The organism is Bdellovibrio sp. HM001 (assembly GCF_055397275.1).
In genome coordinates this window covers 30397-46957 of sequence record NZ_AP029174.1, presented here as the reverse complement: position 1 = coordinate 46957, position 16561 = coordinate 30397, and the positions used below count along the sequence as shown (strand labels likewise).

18 protein-coding genes are annotated in these 16561 nt (G+C 49.2%); 6 read left to right on the top strand and 12 right to left on the bottom strand.

Going from position 1 to position 16561, the window contains the following annotated elements:
- The first annotated feature begins 22 nt into the window (after positions 1 to 22).
- Complete coding sequence (murD, locus tag ACZ5ZZ_RS00245; protein WP_464140730.1) at positions 23 to 1324, top strand: UDP-N-acetylmuramoyl-L-alanine--D-glutamate ligase; 1302 nt, start codon at positions 23 to 25, stop codon at positions 1322 to 1324.
- Here the strand turns inward: murD and ACZ5ZZ_RS00240 are convergent, their stop codons facing one another.
- The 11 genes from ACZ5ZZ_RS00240 to ACZ5ZZ_RS00190 all read right to left on the bottom strand — a co-directional run bounded on the left by ACZ5ZZ_RS00240 (position 1325) and on the right by ACZ5ZZ_RS00190 (position 11658).
- On the bottom strand, positions 1325 to 3358 hold the full coding sequence (locus tag ACZ5ZZ_RS00240; RefSeq protein WP_464140727.1) for a hypothetical protein: 2034 nt from the start codon (positions 3356 to 3358) through the stop codon (positions 1325 to 1327).
- A 133-nt stretch (positions 3359 to 3491) separates the two neighbouring features.
- Positions 3492 to 3932 (bottom strand): hypothetical protein, encoded by a 441-nt coding sequence (locus tag ACZ5ZZ_RS00235; RefSeq protein ID WP_464119213.1) that lies wholly within the window; start codon positions 3930 to 3932, stop codon positions 3492 to 3494.
- Positions 3932 to 4579 (bottom strand): fructose-6-phosphate aldolase, encoded by a 648-nt coding sequence (gene fsa / locus ACZ5ZZ_RS00230; RefSeq protein WP_464119212.1) that lies wholly within the window; start codon positions 4577 to 4579, stop codon positions 3932 to 3934. The genes ACZ5ZZ_RS00235 and fsa overlap by 1 nt, the downstream gene beginning before the upstream one ends.
- A gap of 60 nt (positions 4580 to 4639) precedes the next feature.
- Positions 4640 to 5149, bottom strand: a complete 510-nt coding sequence (locus ACZ5ZZ_RS00225; protein ID WP_464119210.1) for a hypothetical protein — start codon at positions 5147 to 5149, stop codon at positions 4640 to 4642.
- On the bottom strand, positions 5146 to 5832 hold the full coding sequence (locus ACZ5ZZ_RS00220) for a 4-hydroxy-tetrahydrodipicolinate reductase (protein WP_464140725.1): 687 nt from the start codon (positions 5830 to 5832) through the stop codon (positions 5146 to 5148). The genes ACZ5ZZ_RS00225 and ACZ5ZZ_RS00220 overlap by 4 nt, the downstream gene beginning before the upstream one ends.
- The gene (gene dapA, locus ACZ5ZZ_RS00215; RefSeq protein WP_464140722.1) at positions 5829 to 6710 is read right to left on the bottom strand and encodes a 4-hydroxy-tetrahydrodipicolinate synthase; all 882 of its coding nucleotides are present in this window, start codon (positions 6708 to 6710) and stop codon (positions 5829 to 5831) included. The genes ACZ5ZZ_RS00220 and dapA overlap by 4 nt, the downstream gene beginning before the upstream one ends.
- On the bottom strand, positions 6707 to 7564 hold the full coding sequence (gene dapF, locus ACZ5ZZ_RS00210; RefSeq protein ID WP_464119207.1) for a diaminopimelate epimerase: 858 nt from the start codon (positions 7562 to 7564) through the stop codon (positions 6707 to 6709). The genes dapA and dapF overlap by 4 nt, the downstream gene beginning before the upstream one ends.
- On the bottom strand, positions 7561 to 7752 hold the full coding sequence (locus tag ACZ5ZZ_RS00205; protein WP_464119206.1) for a hypothetical protein: 192 nt from the start codon (positions 7750 to 7752) through the stop codon (positions 7561 to 7563). The genes dapF and ACZ5ZZ_RS00205 overlap by 4 nt, the downstream gene beginning before the upstream one ends.
- Positions 7736 to 8602: a tetratricopeptide repeat protein gene (locus ACZ5ZZ_RS00200; RefSeq protein WP_464119205.1), complete on the bottom strand. Its 867-nt coding sequence runs from the start codon at positions 8600 to 8602 to the stop codon at positions 7736 to 7738. Before ACZ5ZZ_RS00200 ends, ACZ5ZZ_RS00205 begins: the two co-directional genes overlap by 17 nt.
- Positions 8603 to 8606: 4 nt before the next feature.
- Positions 8607 to 9179, bottom strand: coding sequence for a hypothetical protein (locus ACZ5ZZ_RS00195; RefSeq protein WP_464132635.1), 573 nt, complete (start codon positions 9177 to 9179; stop codon positions 8607 to 8609).
- Positions 9180 to 9252: 73 nt separating this feature from the next.
- Positions 9253 to 11658 carry a DNA translocase FtsK gene (locus ACZ5ZZ_RS00190; RefSeq protein WP_464119202.1) on the bottom strand — a complete coding sequence of 802 codons (2406 nt, stop codon included), beginning with the start codon at positions 11656 to 11658 and terminating at the stop codon, positions 9253 to 9255.
- Between the two features lie 92 nt (positions 11659 to 11750).
- Here ACZ5ZZ_RS00190 and ACZ5ZZ_RS00185 point away from each other — a divergent pair, with 92 nt between their 5' ends.
- The 5 genes from ACZ5ZZ_RS00185 to ACZ5ZZ_RS00165 all read left to right on the top strand — a co-directional run bounded on the left by ACZ5ZZ_RS00185 (position 11751) and on the right by ACZ5ZZ_RS00165 (position 15510).
- On the top strand, positions 11751 to 12389 hold the full coding sequence (locus tag ACZ5ZZ_RS00185) for a radical SAM protein (protein WP_464119201.1): 639 nt from the start codon (positions 11751 to 11753) through the stop codon (positions 12387 to 12389).
- Between the two features lie 94 nt (positions 12390 to 12483).
- A complete protein-coding gene (locus tag ACZ5ZZ_RS00180) occupies positions 12484 to 12723 on the top strand; it encodes a helix-turn-helix domain-containing protein (protein WP_015089245.1) in 240 nt (79 codons plus the stop codon).
- 104 nt (positions 12724 to 12827) lie between these two features.
- Entirely contained in the window at positions 12828 to 14240 is a 1413-nt protein-coding gene (gene dnaB / locus ACZ5ZZ_RS00175) for a replicative DNA helicase (RefSeq protein WP_464119200.1), read from the top strand.
- Between the two features lie 14 nt (positions 14241 to 14254).
- The gene (locus ACZ5ZZ_RS00170; protein WP_464119198.1) at positions 14255 to 15181 is read left to right on the top strand and encodes an SDR family oxidoreductase; all 927 of its coding nucleotides are present in this window, start codon (positions 14255 to 14257) and stop codon (positions 15179 to 15181) included.
- A gap of 125 nt (positions 15182 to 15306) precedes the next feature.
- A complete protein-coding gene (locus tag ACZ5ZZ_RS00165) occupies positions 15307 to 15510 on the top strand; it encodes a hypothetical protein (protein ID WP_464119197.1) in 204 nt (67 codons plus the stop codon).
- 56 nt (positions 15511 to 15566) lie between these two features.
- Here the strand turns inward: ACZ5ZZ_RS00165 and ACZ5ZZ_RS00160 are convergent, their stop codons facing one another.
- Entirely contained in the window at positions 15567 to 16451 is an 885-nt protein-coding gene (locus ACZ5ZZ_RS00160) for a S1 family peptidase (protein WP_464119195.1), read from the bottom strand.
- Between the last annotated feature and the right edge of the window lie 110 nt (positions 16452 to 16561).

Sequence of the window (16561 nt, the reverse complement as noted above, 5' to 3'; positions counted from 1 at the left end):
CCCACGATCTATGATCGTGCAGATGAAAGAATTTATCAAGAACCTGAAGACTCCAATTGCAATTGTCGGCATGGGTAAAAGTGGTGAAGCCGCTCGACGCCTGCTGCTTCTGGCGGGATATGCCCCAGAATCCATTCTTACCTTTGACGGCAAACTAGAGTCTGCTCACTTTCGTGATCCACAGGCTCTTATGTCGCAAGGCGCACCACGCACTTTGGTGGTTTCTCCCGGGGTGCCGCTGGCTTCGCCATGGATACAGGAAGCTCGCACCAAAGGTGTTGCCATAACCAGCGAAATTTCGTTGGCCTGCGCCACACTGGAGAACGAAAAACTTATCGGTATCACGGGATCTGTTGGCAAAAGCACCACCGTGTCCATACTGGGCGCTGGCTTGCACGCCTTTTCCAAAACGGGTTTTGTGGGGGGCAATCTAGGGACACCCTTTGCCGACTATGCTGCCGATGTTCTGGAAAAAAAACGTCCTCGTGCTGACTGGATCATACTTGAGCTTTCCAGTTATCAGTTGGAAAACTGCGAGGGTCTGGAATTGGATTATTCCGCCATCACGTACTTCACTTCGAACCACCTTGAGCGATATGAAAACCTAGAGCACTACTATCAGACAAAGTGGAAGATCCTTTCTTTGACGAAGAATGTGCTTTTATTGAATCGCGAAGGTGGCGATCTTGTGGAGTACTTCAACAAGAATGGCTCTTCCCAGCAGATTCAGGTCATTTCCCGTCAGGATCCGTCTTTACAAGCCCTGCATCTGGAGCAGGCTGAACTCATTGGACAACACAATCAGGACAACCTGGCACTGGCAAGCTCACTGGCGCTGGCCGCTGGATGGCCAGTGACGGCCATTGCGGGCATGAAGGCGTTCAAGGGGCTTGCCCATCGCCTTGAAAGCGTCGGCACTGTCAAAGGTGTGCGCTTTATCAATGACAGCAAAGCCACGGCCATGGACAGCGTTCTGATTGCCGTCACCGCAGCTCATGACACTCTTCAGTCCGCGGGCAAACTATGGGTTCTTCTTGGTGGCCGCGACAAGAACCTTCCCTGGCAGGATCTGAAACCGCTGGAGGCCCTGCAAAACACTGAGTTTGTATTCTTCGGTGAATGTCGGCAAACGGCTCAAACCAAATCAACCTTGCCAGGAAAATCTTTCGTCAGCATGCAAGACGCCATGGAGTTCATCCTGTCACAGGTAAAACCCGCCGACACAGTATTGTTAAGCCCTGGGGGCACCAGTCTTGATGCCTTTAAGTCCTTTGAAGATCGCGGAGATGTCTTTAAAGCGATTGTGCGGGATTTCGCACGATAGTTATTCTCTGAAGTTCAAAACAGATAGCGTGTTCGGATCCACAGGAAGAACACGCGAATAGATTTTCTGAGTTCTCTCGCCAACGACAACTACTTCATGAATATCTTCAGGGACGTTGTAGATAATAAAGCCCCCGCCAGCGATCCCTTTTCCATTCTGCAGAATGCGACCCTGCATATCAAAGTACACTATCTGACGTGGATTAATATTGTCGTAGGCGGCCAGATACACCTCGAAGTTTTCATCCGGGACAAAACCTACGATCACGCCTGCTGATGGCAAATCATCAATCTTCAGATAGTTCTTAATCGCACTCAACCACGACCAGTGAACAACTGGAGCGTGCACGAACTCATCGTTGTCGTTATAGACATAACGAGCTGCCACGTAATCTGCACCCTCGGGCTGAACACGCATCAGACCGTAACGCTTCAGATTCGGCAGTGTGACTGTTGCGACCCCTGTAACCTGCAGTTCTTCAGAAAGACTTTGCATAGTCACAAGACCCGTCACAGGTTCACCTGTGAAAGCATCGTAAACCCTTAACGGCACGGATTCATTTTTAATCGTAGCGGCAATATCACCCTGAGCAACTGAGCCTTCTTCCACAACCACGTTCTGGTAGCCGAGAATCACATCCGCTCGAGTCGCCAGAAGGGAATGGAATCCGGGGGAAGCATCGACAAAAGCAAACAGACCGTTTTCACTGGTGGCCTGCAGACTTGGATCAGGAAGCATAAATTGATTGAAGTAAACCGGCACCAAGCTTTGATCAGATTCCACCTGCACTTCGATACCAGCCAGGGTCTTGCCATCCAAAGTCACTTTACCCCAAATGACTGTTGGAGCCCCATCAAATGACATCTGCCTTTGCTGAGAAAGAATGTCCTGCAAAGCCTGAATCATCGTATTTGGATAAAGGGGAGTCTTAAATTCCGAACCGGAAACTACAATTGCCGCCGTCTGCATGTGAGAAGGGGCTGCGGCTCGCATTACCGTGGTGGAACCACGGGTGACATTGTCCATCGCCACGGCTCCATCTTTTCTGGGGGCGACTTCTTTAGCACCTTTTACAAAGGTCACAAGTGTTTTTGCTGGGGCTGCATCATCCGGTCGCGGGTTATAGGCGCTTGTCACAATACCCGCAAAGTCAGGATGCGGTTGAATGCGGATCTTGGGTCCCTGCAGAGTGTTCTGGCCCACGGACGCAACCCGGTTCAGGCGGAAGCTGCCTTCGCCCAAAGTCTTACCTTCTTTATCCACCAGCTTGGCGACAATAGATCCGGTCACATCCTCGACCTCAATATTATATTGTCCCTGCACCAGATTCACACGGCCCAGTTCTTTCAGGACACCTTCGTCACTGCGACGGATCTCGATATGATGTTCGTTGGTCACTGCAAGTCCGCCAGTGATTTCCAACGGCCCAGAGATGGTCCGAATTCCAGCCGGCTTTTCTTCCACCAATCCATAGGAAGGCAAGTTCGGATCTTCCCCGGCAGATTCGTTCTTAGGCGCTACATAGACATCTGCTTTGGGGACTGACGTGCTGGCGCGCCCCTTTGAATCGATTCCCGCAACATACACTTTCGAATTTGCTACGCCTGTTTCGGCCGTGATACCGGATTTCTGCAGGACTTCCCGGGCCATGTCCGACCAGGTTGGTTGGCTCCAATCCTGAGACAACACTTCGTTTTTTTGCTGGGCCACCTGCAGGCGTCTGGCTTGCGCAGCAGGAAGTTCATTTATCCACTGCGAAGGATCGCTGTCGATGGTTCCTGGAGTCTGTGCTGATTGCGAGGCAACAAATCTTTCCGGCGTTTTCTGAATGACCATTTCAGTCAGCTCGATCTTCTTGGCAAAAAGAGGAGCAGAGGATTTTTCCGACGCCAGATTCAGTGGTTTGATTTTTTCGATGCGGACCCATTCCGAAAGTTGCCTCTCGGATTCCAGCATCTCTTCAAACGCAATGTGTGGTGGTGAATTTTTCTGAGCCTTGATGACAAGTGCATCGTAAATAGGAATGAACTTCAAGCCACCTGTGGGGCTTGACCAGTATAAGCATCCAGCAAATACGGTCAGCGGTATCAACAACCGCTTCAGTCGCAGTCCTTGCAACAGTCACCTCATTATAAGAATAGTCACTTCTGACCAGTCTTTATCGTATTTAGAAGGAACGGAAGTCGTCAATCACGTTGCGACTGTCGCGACTTTGGTTAAGCGTCTGGCGCAGCTTTTCCGCGATGGGAGCGGCTCTGTCGTCATCGCGGTCAAGGAGGTCAAAACCTCCTTCTTCATTACGACCTTCGACCAGAACCTGCACTTGCACATCATAAGGACGGCGATCGCCCAGAATTGTGACGTGCGTATAATATCTTTCTTTGGCCATATCCATCTTCTCGATATTGCTGCCTTTTTTGTCGTAATAGCGGGACGTCATTTCGCGCCCGTTCTGGCTTACCGTGCGAGGCTCACCAATCACAGACATGACCACACGACGTGTCTCGCTGAGGTTCAGGGGCGTTTCACGTAGAATCACGCCCCCAGTTCGACAACTGGACAAAAGAACAGTCATTAGAAAGACAAATAACAAAGAAAGTTTGTTCATTACTTCTTCTGAGCCTTATTCCAATCGTCCATAAAGGCTTTAATACCTTTGTCGGTCAGTGGGTGATGAGTCATCTGCTGCATCACTTTAAATGGAATTGTAGCGATATCGGCACCCATTTCAGCTGCAAGTTGAATATGCATCGGGCTACGCACGCTTGCGACCAAGACTTCAGTGTCGAAATCATAGTTGCGATACATTTGGATAACCTGATCAACCATCTGCATACCTTCAACACCAATGTCGTCCAAACGACCCACAAACGGGGACACCATGGTCGCACCAGCTTTTGCAGCCAACAAGGCCTGCATTGGAGAGAACACCAACGTGACGTTGGTCTTGATCCCTTCCGCTTTCAGTTTCTTAACAGCAATCATGCCGTCTTCGCACATAGGGATTTTTACAACGACATTTGAAGCCAGCTTTGCCAGCTCTTTACCTTCGCGCACCATCTCTTCATGTTGAAGACTGATCACTTCGGCGGACACTGGACCTGAGATCTCTTTGCAGATTTCTTTGATCACTGTGTGGAAGTCTTTACCGCTTTTTGCGATCAAAGAAGGGTTTGTGGTCACACCATCAACCCAACCACGCAGGTTGGCTTGCTTGATTTCTTCAATTTCTGCCGTGTCGATAAAAAACTTCATGGGAACTCCAAGATTCTAATCAGTGATTTTAGATACTCACAATTTGTACGTTGGCTGATTTTAAAAATCAACCAGGCTTTTACCCTGAATATAAAACTCTGCCTGCTTCGCTGGTTGTGCCGTCTTGGCAATCTCACTGAGGCTTTTTTGATAGATGGGATGCTCATAAGCCCCCCAGGCCTCAGCGGCACAGCGGATAATCAGCGGATCCTGATGCATCTGCGGGTATGGCAGAGTCAGGCGGGGAGACATCACAATCATGTCATCAAAAGTCAGCAGCGTCAGTTCCGCATGGCTGCGCTGAAGTAAACCCGGGGCACCCTGTTCACACTGGGATAAAACCAGATGCAGGCACTGATCCACGGATAGAGATGTCTCAAATCGCACAACAAATTCCATGCGTGCGCTCAGATCCTGACGTTCGTCGGTAAGGTAGCGCTTGTAAACGGAGGAGATGGCAACGATCTCCCCACACTCTGAAAGCTTCTCCAAAAGTCTTTTGGCTTTTTCGACCCCGCCGACAAGATCCAAAGTCAGATAAATCAGCGCGATATGCCGCTTGGAATTCATTTCTTCTTCCCAAAAAGTACATCACGGATCTGATAAAGGCCTGGCTTCTGTTTTACCAGCCATTCCGCCGCCTGGACGGCTCCTTTGGCGAACACCGTGCGATTTAAAGCCGTGTGTTCAAAGGTCAAAACCTCTTCGTCGCTCATCGCGAAAATCTTATGAACCCCGAACACACCACCCCCACGGATGGCCAAGGCGTCTGGCAGTTTTTTGCCAACCGCTTTTTCCAGATTCTCCTGAAGAGTGATCGCCGTTCCTGAAGGACGGTCTTTCTTGCGATTGTGGTGAATTTCTTCAATTTGAAAGTCAAAATGTGAAATAGCCGACAGAGACTTTAAAGCCTCGTTCAGTACCGCCACACCCAGACTCATATTTGAAGACCACAGAACAGGGATCTTCGCGCTGTACTTTTGCAGAAGATCCTTTTCTTTTTTTGAAAAACCCGTCGTGCCACAGACAACAGGGGTTCTGTGCTCGGCCGCCTTTTTTAAGACATCCTTCAAGGCCTCTGGAGATGAAAAATCAATCCACACATCCACAGCCGAAGCTTTCTTTTCATCCCACTTTTCACCCCGCAAGGGCGCATAGACCAGATCGCACCGAGGATTTGCCTCGATAACAGCGGATATTTCCTTGCCCATTCTGCCGGCGGACCCAAACAGTCCGATTTTGATTTTTTTCACAGAAGACCCACTTTTTTCATTTCTGCACGCAAGGCCTCGGTGTGTTCCGGCGCCAGCTCAACCAGCGGCAATCGAAGCTCTGCAGATTCAATCAGACCCAAAAGCTGAACGGCTTTTTTAACCGGGATGGGATTTGCTTCCACAAAAAGAAGATTGATCAGGTCATTGTACTTCGCAATATCAGCGCGAGCTTTTTCGATAGCGCCCTCTGTGACCCACTTCTTCCACTGCACCATTTGTGCAGGGATCACGTGCGTTGCCACCGAGATCACACCATGACCACCGACACCCAGGAACTCCACGTAGGTTCCATCATCACCGGAAAGCATCACAAAGTCCTTCCCGCAGGCAGCAATCAGCTCTTTGGCAACATCGATTTTTCCCGTGGCATCCTTGATGCCGATAACTCCCGCGACCTTGGATAGATCACGAGTGGTTTCTGCGGATAAAGACGTGATCGTTCTTCCCGGGACATTGTATAAGATCGTCGGAATCTTGACTGAACTGGCCACCGCCTTAAAGTGCTCATACAAACCCCGCTGCGGAGGTTTGTTGTAGTAGGGAACAACAACCAGGATTGCATCAGCCCCCAGCTCTTCGGCTTTGCGTGAATCTTCAATCGTTTGCGCCGTGCTGTTCGAACCCGTTCCCATAATCAAAGGAACGCTGTTTCCACAGACTGAACGCAGGTGCTGCAACAGCTCTGCTTTTTCCTGTCCTGTCAGCGTCGGACTTTCCGCTGTTGTCCCATTGACAACGAAACCGTCAATGCCGTTTTGCAATTGGTGCTTCACCAGCTTATCCAAAGACGCAAAGTCTATTTTGCCATTTTTAAATGGCGTAATTAGCGCCGTGAAAGTTCCTTTGAAATTTTTCATCCCACCACCTCAAGATTATATTTAAAATCACCAATAAACACGGCATCGCCCTCCATCAGTGGATGGGGGTCGCCCGCGATGAAGCTGACAAACATCACTCCACCAGGCATCTGCACTTCAACGCGGGATTCTTTGGTTTGTTGCGAATACACAAAGGCAGCGGCCACCGCGCCGGTCCCGCAGGCCAGAGTGTAATCCTCAACGCCACGCTCGAAAGTCACGGCACGAATTTTCGCAACAGATTCTTCGGCATAAAAAGTGACATTGGCCCCCGCAGGCTGCAAGTCATGATGCGAACGTGCTTCACGCGCCATATCCTTCAGCGCAACGGTGTCAGAGAAAGCGTGGATCTTCTGAACCAGATGAGGGACGCCGGTGTTCACCAAAGCAAACGTCTCCGTCGAACTGGATTTGGTTTTTAGTTCAATCTGCTCCTGAATGAATCGTGCCTCAGGCATACGAACGCGGACACGAGTGTCCCCAAGAACATGGGCTGTCACCAGACCCGCACCGGTTTTAAAGCGTAAGGCCCCCGTGGGACTGCCGCCCAGGTTTTCATAACAAAAACGGGCCGCACAGCGTGCAGCATTGCCGCACATTTCTGCGGTTGATCCGTCATTGTTGAAGAAGTCCCAGTTGTAATCAAATCCCTCAGATCCTGATTCAATCAAAAGAAAGCCGTCCGTTCCCACGCCCAGAACCCGGTCACAGACCAGCTTCGCAAATTGAGCCCGGGTCATCTTCAGATGGCTTTCAATGTCCTTCCAGATCGAACCATCGCGAGCATCCACCAAAGCGAAGGTGTTACCCGCGCCAGACATCTTCGTGATCGTGATTGGCAAAAAGGCACTCATGGCTGTCCAGCCTCTGAATCCTTGGACTTCTTTTTAACGGGAGTTGGGGATGTGGAATCTTTGAAAGTCGGCTCACCGCGCCCCAAAGGCGCCGGATTCAGCGGAGGAAGAGGGCGTCCTTTCACTCCGCAACCGAACATCGCTAGTGAAAGAGCTGCCAAAATGATCGTTTTATTCAGATGTTCCATGGATCCCCTTCAAATCGCCTTCCACCTCGGTGATACGGCGACAAAGCATGGGGTCTATCATATACTGTCTATACTGGTTCGCTGAAATGTTTTTGCAGGTCATCACGTATTTCTGAGCTTCCTCAGTATTGGGGCTCTTCTGCATCTGACTGACCTTCCAGATCCAATAGAAAGACTCAGGATATTTATCATCAGCCTTCTTTAATAGAGCCAAGGACTCCTGAGCTTTGACAGGGCTGTTGAGCTCCAGATACTTCTGCACTTCCAGGGCATACCAGAATTTCTGCTGGGGACTCTTTTTAACTGCCACTGAGTCGATAACTTTCTGATATTCAACCCATTTCGACTGGCAGGCCAATGCCTGAGCCTGGGTCAATTTCAGCTCTTCATCAAAAGGGACCACCAAAAGCTGCTTTCTAACAGTCTCAAGACCACCTTTGCAGTCTCCTTTTGCGATCATCAGACGTGAAAGTTCGTTCACGATCGGGAAGTTATCAGGCTCGATACGAGCGGCCTCAGCCACCTTGTCCAGAGCTTGATTGATCTCGGACTTACGCAAGGACACGCCGGTCTCAAAAAGTTGCTGAGCCTTGTCACTGAAGAAGATGTTGGAAACCTCATTCACTGTCTTTTTCAGTTCACTGACAGCCTGAGGACGGGTTTCTCGTTGAATCGCGCTGGACAGAATATTGAGCGCCTGTTGGCGATCGCGCTGCAGACTCAAGTTATAGGCTTTTTCAATAATGTCTTTATAGGTCTCAGACTTGGGAGCTTTGGCCTGAGCAAAAACGAAAGGGCTGGAAAGAGTAAGAGCCGCTAAGACAGCGGCTCTTAAGAACTTCAACTTCATTGAACTATTTCTTTTGGAAAGACTTCAAAGCAACAGTCACGTTACCGAACTGGCTTGGAGCCACTTGTTTCAAAAGACCGGACATTGGGATTTGCTGTGGGTTGATCCAAGCATTGATCTCAGAGTTGTCTTCTTTGTTTTTCAAACGAGCGTGGATGCAATCGAAAGTACCTGCTGGAACAGTGATACGATCTTCTTTAACTTCAATTACTTCTACGTCTTGTTTAGGTACTTGTTGTTCTTTACCGTTCACCAACAACTTTTTAGTTTCGCCAGTGTTTGGATCGATCAACATTTCCATTTTTTGCTTACCAGCAAAACCAAGATCCACGTCCTGATTCAACCAGATGCCATCAGCTCCGATGGATTTTACAGACATGATCATGGAACCTTTGATGAAACCCATGTCCACGCTGTAGTCAGCTCTGTCGCCAACTTTCCAGTCCAAACCGGTTGTCTGAGCTTGCTCCAGAATACCAGGCATTTGTGCCTGAACCAGAACGTCCGTTACAGATGGTGCTGCAACTGCATTAACAGAGAACGCCAAACCTAGGGCCGCAATAAGAGCCTTGAACATAAAATTCCTCCTTGAATGGTTATATGGTCCCCTAATGAGACCACGACCAAGGGTAGTGCAGTCAAGACTCTATTTACTGTTCTCTGTAACTACTCACCAGAACTTGACGCGGCTTGCTGCCATTCGCTGGGCCGACGACGCCTTCTTTTTCGAAGATCTCAATCATGCGTGCTGCTCGCGGATATCCGAGTCTGAATTTGCGCTGAATTAAAGACGCAGAGATTTCTTTCTGCTCAGAAGCCCACGACAGAATTTCATCGTATCTCTCATCGTACTCTTCTTCACCAAAGCCACCACCGTCGCCGCCGCCAGCTTCACCGCCATCCCCCCCAGCAAATCCATCCAGCGCTTTCATGGCCAGAGGATCGTATTCAGGTTCTGCTTGAGATGCCCAGTGTTTTACAACATTGCCAATTTCACCATCAGACAAATAAGGACCGTGGTGACGGGTCGGCTTACCAACACCTGGTGCCTGGAACAACATATCCCCATTCGGAAGCAGGCGTTCCGCACCCGAGTCATCAATGATGATTCGCGAGTCCATCTTAGAAGCCACCTTCAGGGCCACGCGGCCCGGGATGTTTGTTTTAATCAAACCCGTCACGACGTCTTTACGCGGAGACTGGGTCGCCAGAATCAAGTGGATACCGCAGGCGCGCGCTTTTTGTGTCAAACGCTGGATCGGCTCTTCGATGTTTTGTTTTTCCACGATCATCAAGTCTGCCAACTCGTCTACCACAATCACGATATAAGGAAGTGGCTGATAGTAGTACTGATCCAGCTTCGCTTTGCCTTCTTCCAGCTCCAGGTTGATCTTTTCATGCTCTTCAACTTCAGCCTTGGAAAGGTTGCCGGTTTTTTCGTTGAACGCCTCAATTTTACCAACACCGAATTTGGACAAAGACTTATAACGCTTTTCCATTTCACGCACAGCCCACTTCAGTGCTGTTGCCGCCTTCTTCGGCTCGGTCACGTGTGGTAGCACCAGATGCGGAACAGTGGAGAACGGCGCCAGGTCGACCATCTTCGGGTCAATCAAAACCAAACGAAGTGTTTTAGGGGAGTGACGGAACAAAAGCCCCGTGATGATAGAACCCACAAACACCGACTTACCCGACCCCGTTGTACCGGCAATCAGCAAATGCGGCATCTTTCTTAGATCCACCACCTTCGGCTCTCCATCCACCGCACGGCCCACGGCCATCGGCAGCGCCAGGTCTTCGCTCCAGAACTGATCCTCGGCAATCAGGTCTTTGTAATAAACGGTTTCACGCTTCAGGTTCGCGGTTTCGATACCAACCACATCCGTGCCCGGAATGTGACCCACCACACGCACAGATTCTGAAGATAGGGCCAAAGACAGGTCATCTTCCAGCTCCGAAATCTTCGAAATTTTCACATCGGCATTGGGCTTAAATTCATACATGGTCACCAAAGGACCCGGCTTGGCATCCTGAATGGTTCCTTCGATCGAGAAGTTTTTCAGCTTCTCGACCAAAGAGTCGGCTTTGCGCTGAATCTCGGCCTTGTCAATCTTGATACGGGACGCTGGAGGGTCTTCCAGCAGCGCCAGTTTCGGCATATCCCAGTTTTCAATACGACGAGGCGGCTTGGCCTTCATCACAACTTTGCGCTTCTGTGCCAGACGAACCGCAGGAACCTCTTCTTCCTCTTCTTCGTCAGACTCCTCGGAATCCTCTTCGTCAGATTCTTCTTCGTCTTCTTCTTCGGCGGCGGCCAGAAGTTCTTCCAGCTCTTCGTCCTCTTCTTCTTCCTCGGCGTCTTTTTCTACGAACTTCTTGTCAGAAAGAGGAAAGATGCTCTTGGCTTTGGTTTCTTTGGCATCAGATTTTTTAGATTTTCCTTTTTTACCTTCCTGCACAAACATTCCAGAGAAGAATGCCGCCACCTTATCCATGACTTTCTTTTTCTTCATGGAGGCCAGAAGTCCCTGTGGAACTTCGGCAAGCTCTTGCAGTGTTTTTTCAGAATAGAAGACCACCAACACGGCCATCAGTGACCACAGAATGACCTGCACGCCCACAGAGTTAAAGGCCCCCATCAAAGCCTGAGAAACGCCCAGACCCAATAAGCCGCCTAAATAGATTTGCCCCTGGAAAATCTTGGTGTTCGGCAAATACAACGAGAATAGAGCGGCCACATTCACTATCAGCAGAAAGGCCCAGACAAAACGAATGTTTTTAAGATTCAGGGACTCACCTTTGAAAGCAGCATAGGCAATTTTGACAAAACAGGCCACGACCACCCAGGCCGCCAGGCCCATGCCCTGATACAGCATATCGGCAAGGAAACTGCCCACAATTCCGCAATAATTTACAGCTTTTAGCCCTTGCCCTATGGAATTTAGGGAGGGGTCTAGGGGGTTGTAGCTAATCAGGGAAAGAGCAAAGAACAGCCCTAAACCCAAAAAGCCTATTGCAATGACGTCCTGTCGAAACTTTTTAAGGAATTGGTTCATTTAAAAAATTTACGAAATTCCCAGCAGTTAGTCATGCACCCTGGGGCCTTCCTTGACTTAAGCCCCGGGGTGCAGGACAAAGAGCCAGTCAAATGCTTAAAATAAATGAGATTTTCTATAGTATTCAAGGTGAAACCACCTATGTCGGCTGTCCAACAGTCTTTGTGCGCCTGACCGCCTGCAATCTGCGCTGCACCTATTGCGACACCAAATATTCCTATTATGAAGGCGAGATGCAAACGCTGGAAAATATTCTGGCGGAAATCGATTCCCACAAAGCCCCGAACGTCTGCATCACGGGTGGAGAACCTTTGTTGCAAAAAGAAGTGCACACATTGATGAGAATTCTTTGCGATCGCGGTTACAAAGTTTCTTTGGAAACAAGTGGATCAAAAAGCATTGCTGAAGTTGATGCGCGTGTGAAAATTATTTTGGATGTGAAAACTCCAGATAGTGGTGCAGCAAATTCATTTGTGATGGAGAACATCGGCTTTTCCACTCCCAGCACGGAATACAAGTTCGTGATTTGTTCAGAAAAAGATTTCGAATGGTCTGAGGAATTCTGCCGTCAACATAATTTATTTGAAAAATTTGTGGTTTTATACAGCCCATCATACGGCCAAGTCTCTGAACGCTGGTTGGCAGAAAAAATTTTGCAGAAAAATTCATCAGCAAGGTTGCAATTACAGCTGCATAAGTATATTTGGAATCCCGAAACACGCGGAGTATAGTCCTTAACGATTCATCTGAAATTTTGGGAGTTCCATGACGCCGAACCTAAACAGTTCCGATAATCTTTTTGTCGCCAACCTTCAATCTGTAAGCTTGGAGAAGTTAGTTAAAAGCAAACTTGAAGTTTTGTTTGCTCAACAAAAAGAAGCACAAGTTGAGTTGAATGGTTTGTACAATGTAGTTCTGGAACAAGTAGAAAAGCCACTTCTTGAGCTTGCTTTGCGCGCCTATAATGGCAACCAGGTGAAAACCGCGCAAATGCTGGGCATCAATCGCAACACTCTTAAGAAGAAAATTGACAACTACAAGATTCGTGTAAAGAAAATGAACTAAGATTCGTTCAAGTCTTGCATCAGCGGGCCAACCGAGAACCACCACCACGCACGAGGCCCGCAAACTTTGAGTTCTATTAATTTTCGCCACTCTAGAGGGGTTCAATGAGTACGCGAATACCACCACAAAATATTGACGCCGAACAGTCCATTCTGGGCGGTTTGATGCTTGATCGTGAAGCACTCGATCAGGTCGGTGACGTTCTGATGGCTGATGACTTTTATAAGCCAGGCCATCAAAAGATCTACGAAGCCATTAAAGAGTTGCACGCCAAAGGCCAGCCTATTGATATCATCACTGTGACGAACGTTTTGCAGTCACAGGGACACATGGATATTGCCGGCGGCCCTGAATATCTGATCAGCCTTTTGGATAAAACCATTTCTTCTGCCAATATCGGCACGCATGCCAAGATCGTTAAAGACAAGGCCACTTTGCGTCGCTTGATTGCAATTAATTCCTCTTTGATCGAAAAAGCCTACGAACAAGATTTCGTGGACGTGGAATCTTTCGTAGATCAGGCAGAATCTGAAATCTTTAAAGTGGGCGAAAACAAAACCAAAACAGGTCTTGTGGGCTCTATGGAAATCGTCAAGGCTTCCATTCAAAAGATTGAAGAACTTTACAAGAACAAAGCCGAGATCACCGGCCTTGCCACAGGCTTCAAGAAGCTGGATGAAATGACCGCCGGTCTACACCCGGGCGAGATGACGATCATCGCCGCTCGTCCGTCCATGGGTAAGACAGCCTTCTCTCTGAACATTGCTCAGCACGTGGCCCTTCGTCTGAAAAAGACTGTGGCTTACTTCTCTTTGGAGATGGGTAAAGAGTCCATGATGATGCGTATGCTGTCTGCGGAATCCAAAGTCAGCATGAGTGAAATCCGTAACGGTCGTATTCAGGATTCGGCATGGCCGAAGCTGATCAACGCGGCCAGTGCGCTTTCTGAAGCATCTATCTTCATTGATGATACGCCGGGTGTTTCTCCGTTTGAGATCCGTTCCCGTGCACGTCGTTTGAAAGCCGAACACGGCCTTGATCTGATCATGATCGACTACTTGCAGTTGATGAGCATGAAACAAAAGATGCAATCACGTGAGCAAGAGGTTGCCGAGATTTCCAAATCTTTGAAAGCCATCGCCAAGGAACTTCAGATTCCGGTGATCGCTCTGGCCCAGCTGAACCGTGGGGTTGAGGGACGTACAGAGAAGAAACCAATGCTTTCTGACCTGCGTGAGTCCGGATCTATCGAGCAGGATGCCGACGTTATCATGATGCTTTATCGTGATGACTACTACGACAAAGAAAATCCAGACAAACAAGGTCACGCCGAAGTGATCGTGGGTAAGCAGCGTAACGGTGCCACAGGCCCTGTGAAAATGCGCTTCGATGCCCAGTACAATAGATTCCGCGATGCAGACCCGGAAGGCCCAGTGAGTCCACTGCCTCCACCGCAGGCGCCCCCACCAATGCCGGGCGGCAGACCTAAAAACTTTGCACCTGGATCAACCGTCTAAGATAATGGGGCCCTATGAGGCCCCTTATTTATTTTTTCCAACGTAAGAAACCTCAACACTATAAGCCTGTCGTTCTGATCACGGGATGCAGCTCGGGTATCGGCATGGCTGTCGCCAAACTTCTGCATGAACGCACAGAATATCGTGTGGTCGCCACCGCTCGCGAAAAAAGCCTGGAAAAAGTTCGCAATGAGTTTCGCGAAGACGATCGTTTCCTGATCCGGGCTCTGGATGTGACTGACGAAAAAAGCCGCCAGCATCTGATCCACGATATCAGTCGCACCTGGGGTGGCGTGGATATTTTAATTAACAACGCCGGCATTTCCTATCGCGCCGTGGTTGAGCACATGACGGAACAAGATGAAGAACTTCAGATGGCCACCAACTATTTCGGTCCCATGGGGTTGATTCGTCTGTGTCTGCCACATATGCGTGAAACGGGTCGGGGCAAGATCATCAATATCTCCTCGGTCAGCGGGATGCTGGCCATGCCGACGATGTCTTCATATTCAGCCTCTAAGTTCGCCCTGGAAGGCGCCAGCGAGGCTTTGTGGTATGAGATGCGCCCCTTTGGCGTCAGAATCTGTCTGGTTCAACCGGGCTTTATCCACAGCCCTTCGCACAAGAACGTCTATCACACGCCGCAATCAGATCCGACTCGGAACTGGAGCGGGCCGTACTGCGATTTCTACAAGAACATGACCCCCTTTGTGGAGCGTATGATGAACATGTCGCTCACAACGCCAGAAAAGGTGGCCAAGCAGATCCTGAAGGCCATGAAAACTGAAAATCCGCCACTGTGGCTTCCGGCCACTCTGGATGCCACAGTGTTTTACTATATTCGCCGCTTGCTGCCGCGACGGGTGCTTTTGCCGTTCCTGTACTGGTGCCTGCCGGGCGCACGGAATTGGGCCAAGGAACATTCCCATCGGCGCAGCTAGGGGTTTTGTAAGTCCAAACTGGACCTTGGACTTGATTGCGCCTTTGGGGTTGAGTTCGCGTTAACCTCTTGATGGACTGGATTCGTCTTCACTACAGAGACCTTTGAAAAGCATGGAGGCTGATCATGGGAAATAAACTGGCGAAGGCAGTGGTTGCGGCAACAGGACTGCCCCAGGACCCTGTCGAAAGAGAATTTAACAACCTGCTGGAAAAGCATGGCAAGAACCCCGAAAGCCTCACGCTCGAGGAACTGCGGGAAGTGATGGCAGACTACCTGCAAACTGTGTTTTTGGAAATGCAGGTCGAAAACAGCGCCGAGAGCGCATAAAAAAAAGGGTCCTCATCGGGACCCTTTTCTATTTTCTAAATCTCTTCAGATGAAGATTATTGTTGTTGAGCCAGGCGCTGTTGTTGTTGCTCTCTTTTGCTCAAAGTTTTGATCGCTTTGTTGATGAATGTCGCTTGAGATTTTACCTTCGTGTAAACCGCTACAAGTGAACAGTCATCTTTGCCGTCCTTACCAGCTCCACGGCTTGTGATGCCCCAAACGTATTGAACACCATTCACTTCAAGGAATGCTGGGCCACCAGAGTCACCATGGCAAGCGCCTTTACCTTGAGTTTGATCCAACAGCATTTCAGTTTTACCGAAGCTGTCAGCGATCTCGACATCCACCTTGCGAAGACGATCGTCAGATTTTGTATTCACACCATCGGTTTCAATCAATCCGTAACCTGCCAATGTCACCTTTGTGCCCGGAACAAGAAGTGATTCGTCAGACAAGAACTTTGCAATCTGGTAGCCCGGCGCCATGCCGCCTGCGAATCTTAGAACCGCAACGTCACTGGCGTCTTCGCCATCCTGACCGATTTTACCGTAGTCTTCATGAACTTCAGAATCCACCACCAGGCGGATGTCAGTTCTTTGCATTTTATTGATGTCTGTATTGAAGATCACATACAAAGACACTTCTTTGTATTCTTCACCCACCTGAGGAACACAGTGGCCTGCAGTCAGAACCATATTGTGTTTAAGAAGGGAGCCTGTACAGATGAACTGACCTTCTTGATCGTCCGCTGTCTTTACAGAAGCGATGATCGCCACAGTCGTCTTTGCAATGCTGTCTTTGGTATCCACCGGCTGACCACCGATAATACCTGTGCTTTGTGTGCCGGACTGAACAGAGTTTTGAGTTGCTGGGGAACAAGCCGCCAAGGCCGCCGCCACACCCGTAAGAACCAAAGATTTTGTAACATTGATAAGTTTCATATGCCCCCCACCTTCCCCTAAAAGGTGAGGCCTTTAAACACCCAAAATGGCACCGGTGCAATACAATTTTTCAAATCAAATCCATAAGAAAGTCTTATGGCAAAAAAGTA

What these genes read in the sequence shown, in the direction of transcription:
- murD (WP_464140730.1), top strand. Translation starts at nt 23, where the DNA reads ATGAAAGAATTTATCAAGAACCTGAAGACTCCAATTGCAATTGTCGGC.
- ACZ5ZZ_RS00235 (WP_464119213.1), bottom strand. Translation starts at nt 3,932, where the DNA reads ATGAACAAACTTTCTTTGTTATTTGTCTTTCTAATGACTGTTCTTTTG.
- fsa (WP_464119212.1), bottom strand. Translation starts at nt 4,579, where the DNA reads ATGAAGTTTTTTATCGACACGGCAGAAATTGAAGAAATCAAGCAAGCC.
- ACZ5ZZ_RS00225 (WP_464119210.1), bottom strand. Translation starts at nt 5,149, where the DNA reads ATGAATTCCAAGCGGCATATCGCGCTGATTTATCTGACTTTGGATCTT.
- dapA (WP_464140722.1), bottom strand. Translation starts at nt 6,710, where the DNA reads ATGAAAAATTTCAAAGGAACTTTCACGGCGCTAATTACGCCATTTAAA.
- dapF (WP_464119207.1), bottom strand. Translation starts at nt 7,564, where the DNA reads ATGAGTGCCTTTTTGCCAATCACGATCACGAAGATGTCTGGCGCGGGT.
- ACZ5ZZ_RS00205 (WP_464119206.1), bottom strand. Translation starts at nt 7,752, where the DNA reads ATGGAACATCTGAATAAAACGATCATTTTGGCAGCTCTTTCACTAGCG.
- ACZ5ZZ_RS00200 (WP_464119205.1), bottom strand. Translation starts at nt 8,602, where the DNA reads ATGAAGTTGAAGTTCTTAAGAGCCGCTGTCTTAGCGGCTCTTACTCTT.
- ACZ5ZZ_RS00195 (WP_464132635.1), bottom strand. Translation starts at nt 9,179, where the DNA reads ATGTTCAAGGCTCTTATTGCGGCCCTAGGTTTGGCGTTCTCTGTTAAT.
- ACZ5ZZ_RS00190 (WP_464119202.1), bottom strand. Translation starts at nt 11,658, where the DNA reads ATGAACCAATTCCTTAAAAAGTTTCGACAGGACGTCATTGCAATAGGC.
- ACZ5ZZ_RS00185 (WP_464119201.1), top strand. Translation starts at nt 11,751, where the DNA reads ATGCTTAAAATAAATGAGATTTTCTATAGTATTCAAGGTGAAACCACC.
- dnaB (WP_464119200.1), top strand. Translation starts at nt 12,828, where the DNA reads ATGAGTACGCGAATACCACCACAAAATATTGACGCCGAACAGTCCATT.
- ACZ5ZZ_RS00170 (WP_464119198.1), top strand. Translation starts at nt 14,255, where the DNA reads ATGAGGCCCCTTATTTATTTTTTCCAACGTAAGAAACCTCAACACTAT.
- ACZ5ZZ_RS00165 (WP_464119197.1), top strand. Translation starts at nt 15,307, where the DNA reads ATGGGAAATAAACTGGCGAAGGCAGTGGTTGCGGCAACAGGACTGCCC.
- ACZ5ZZ_RS00160 (WP_464119195.1), bottom strand. Translation starts at nt 16,451, where the DNA reads ATGAAACTTATCAATGTTACAAAATCTTTGGTTCTTACGGGTGTGGCG.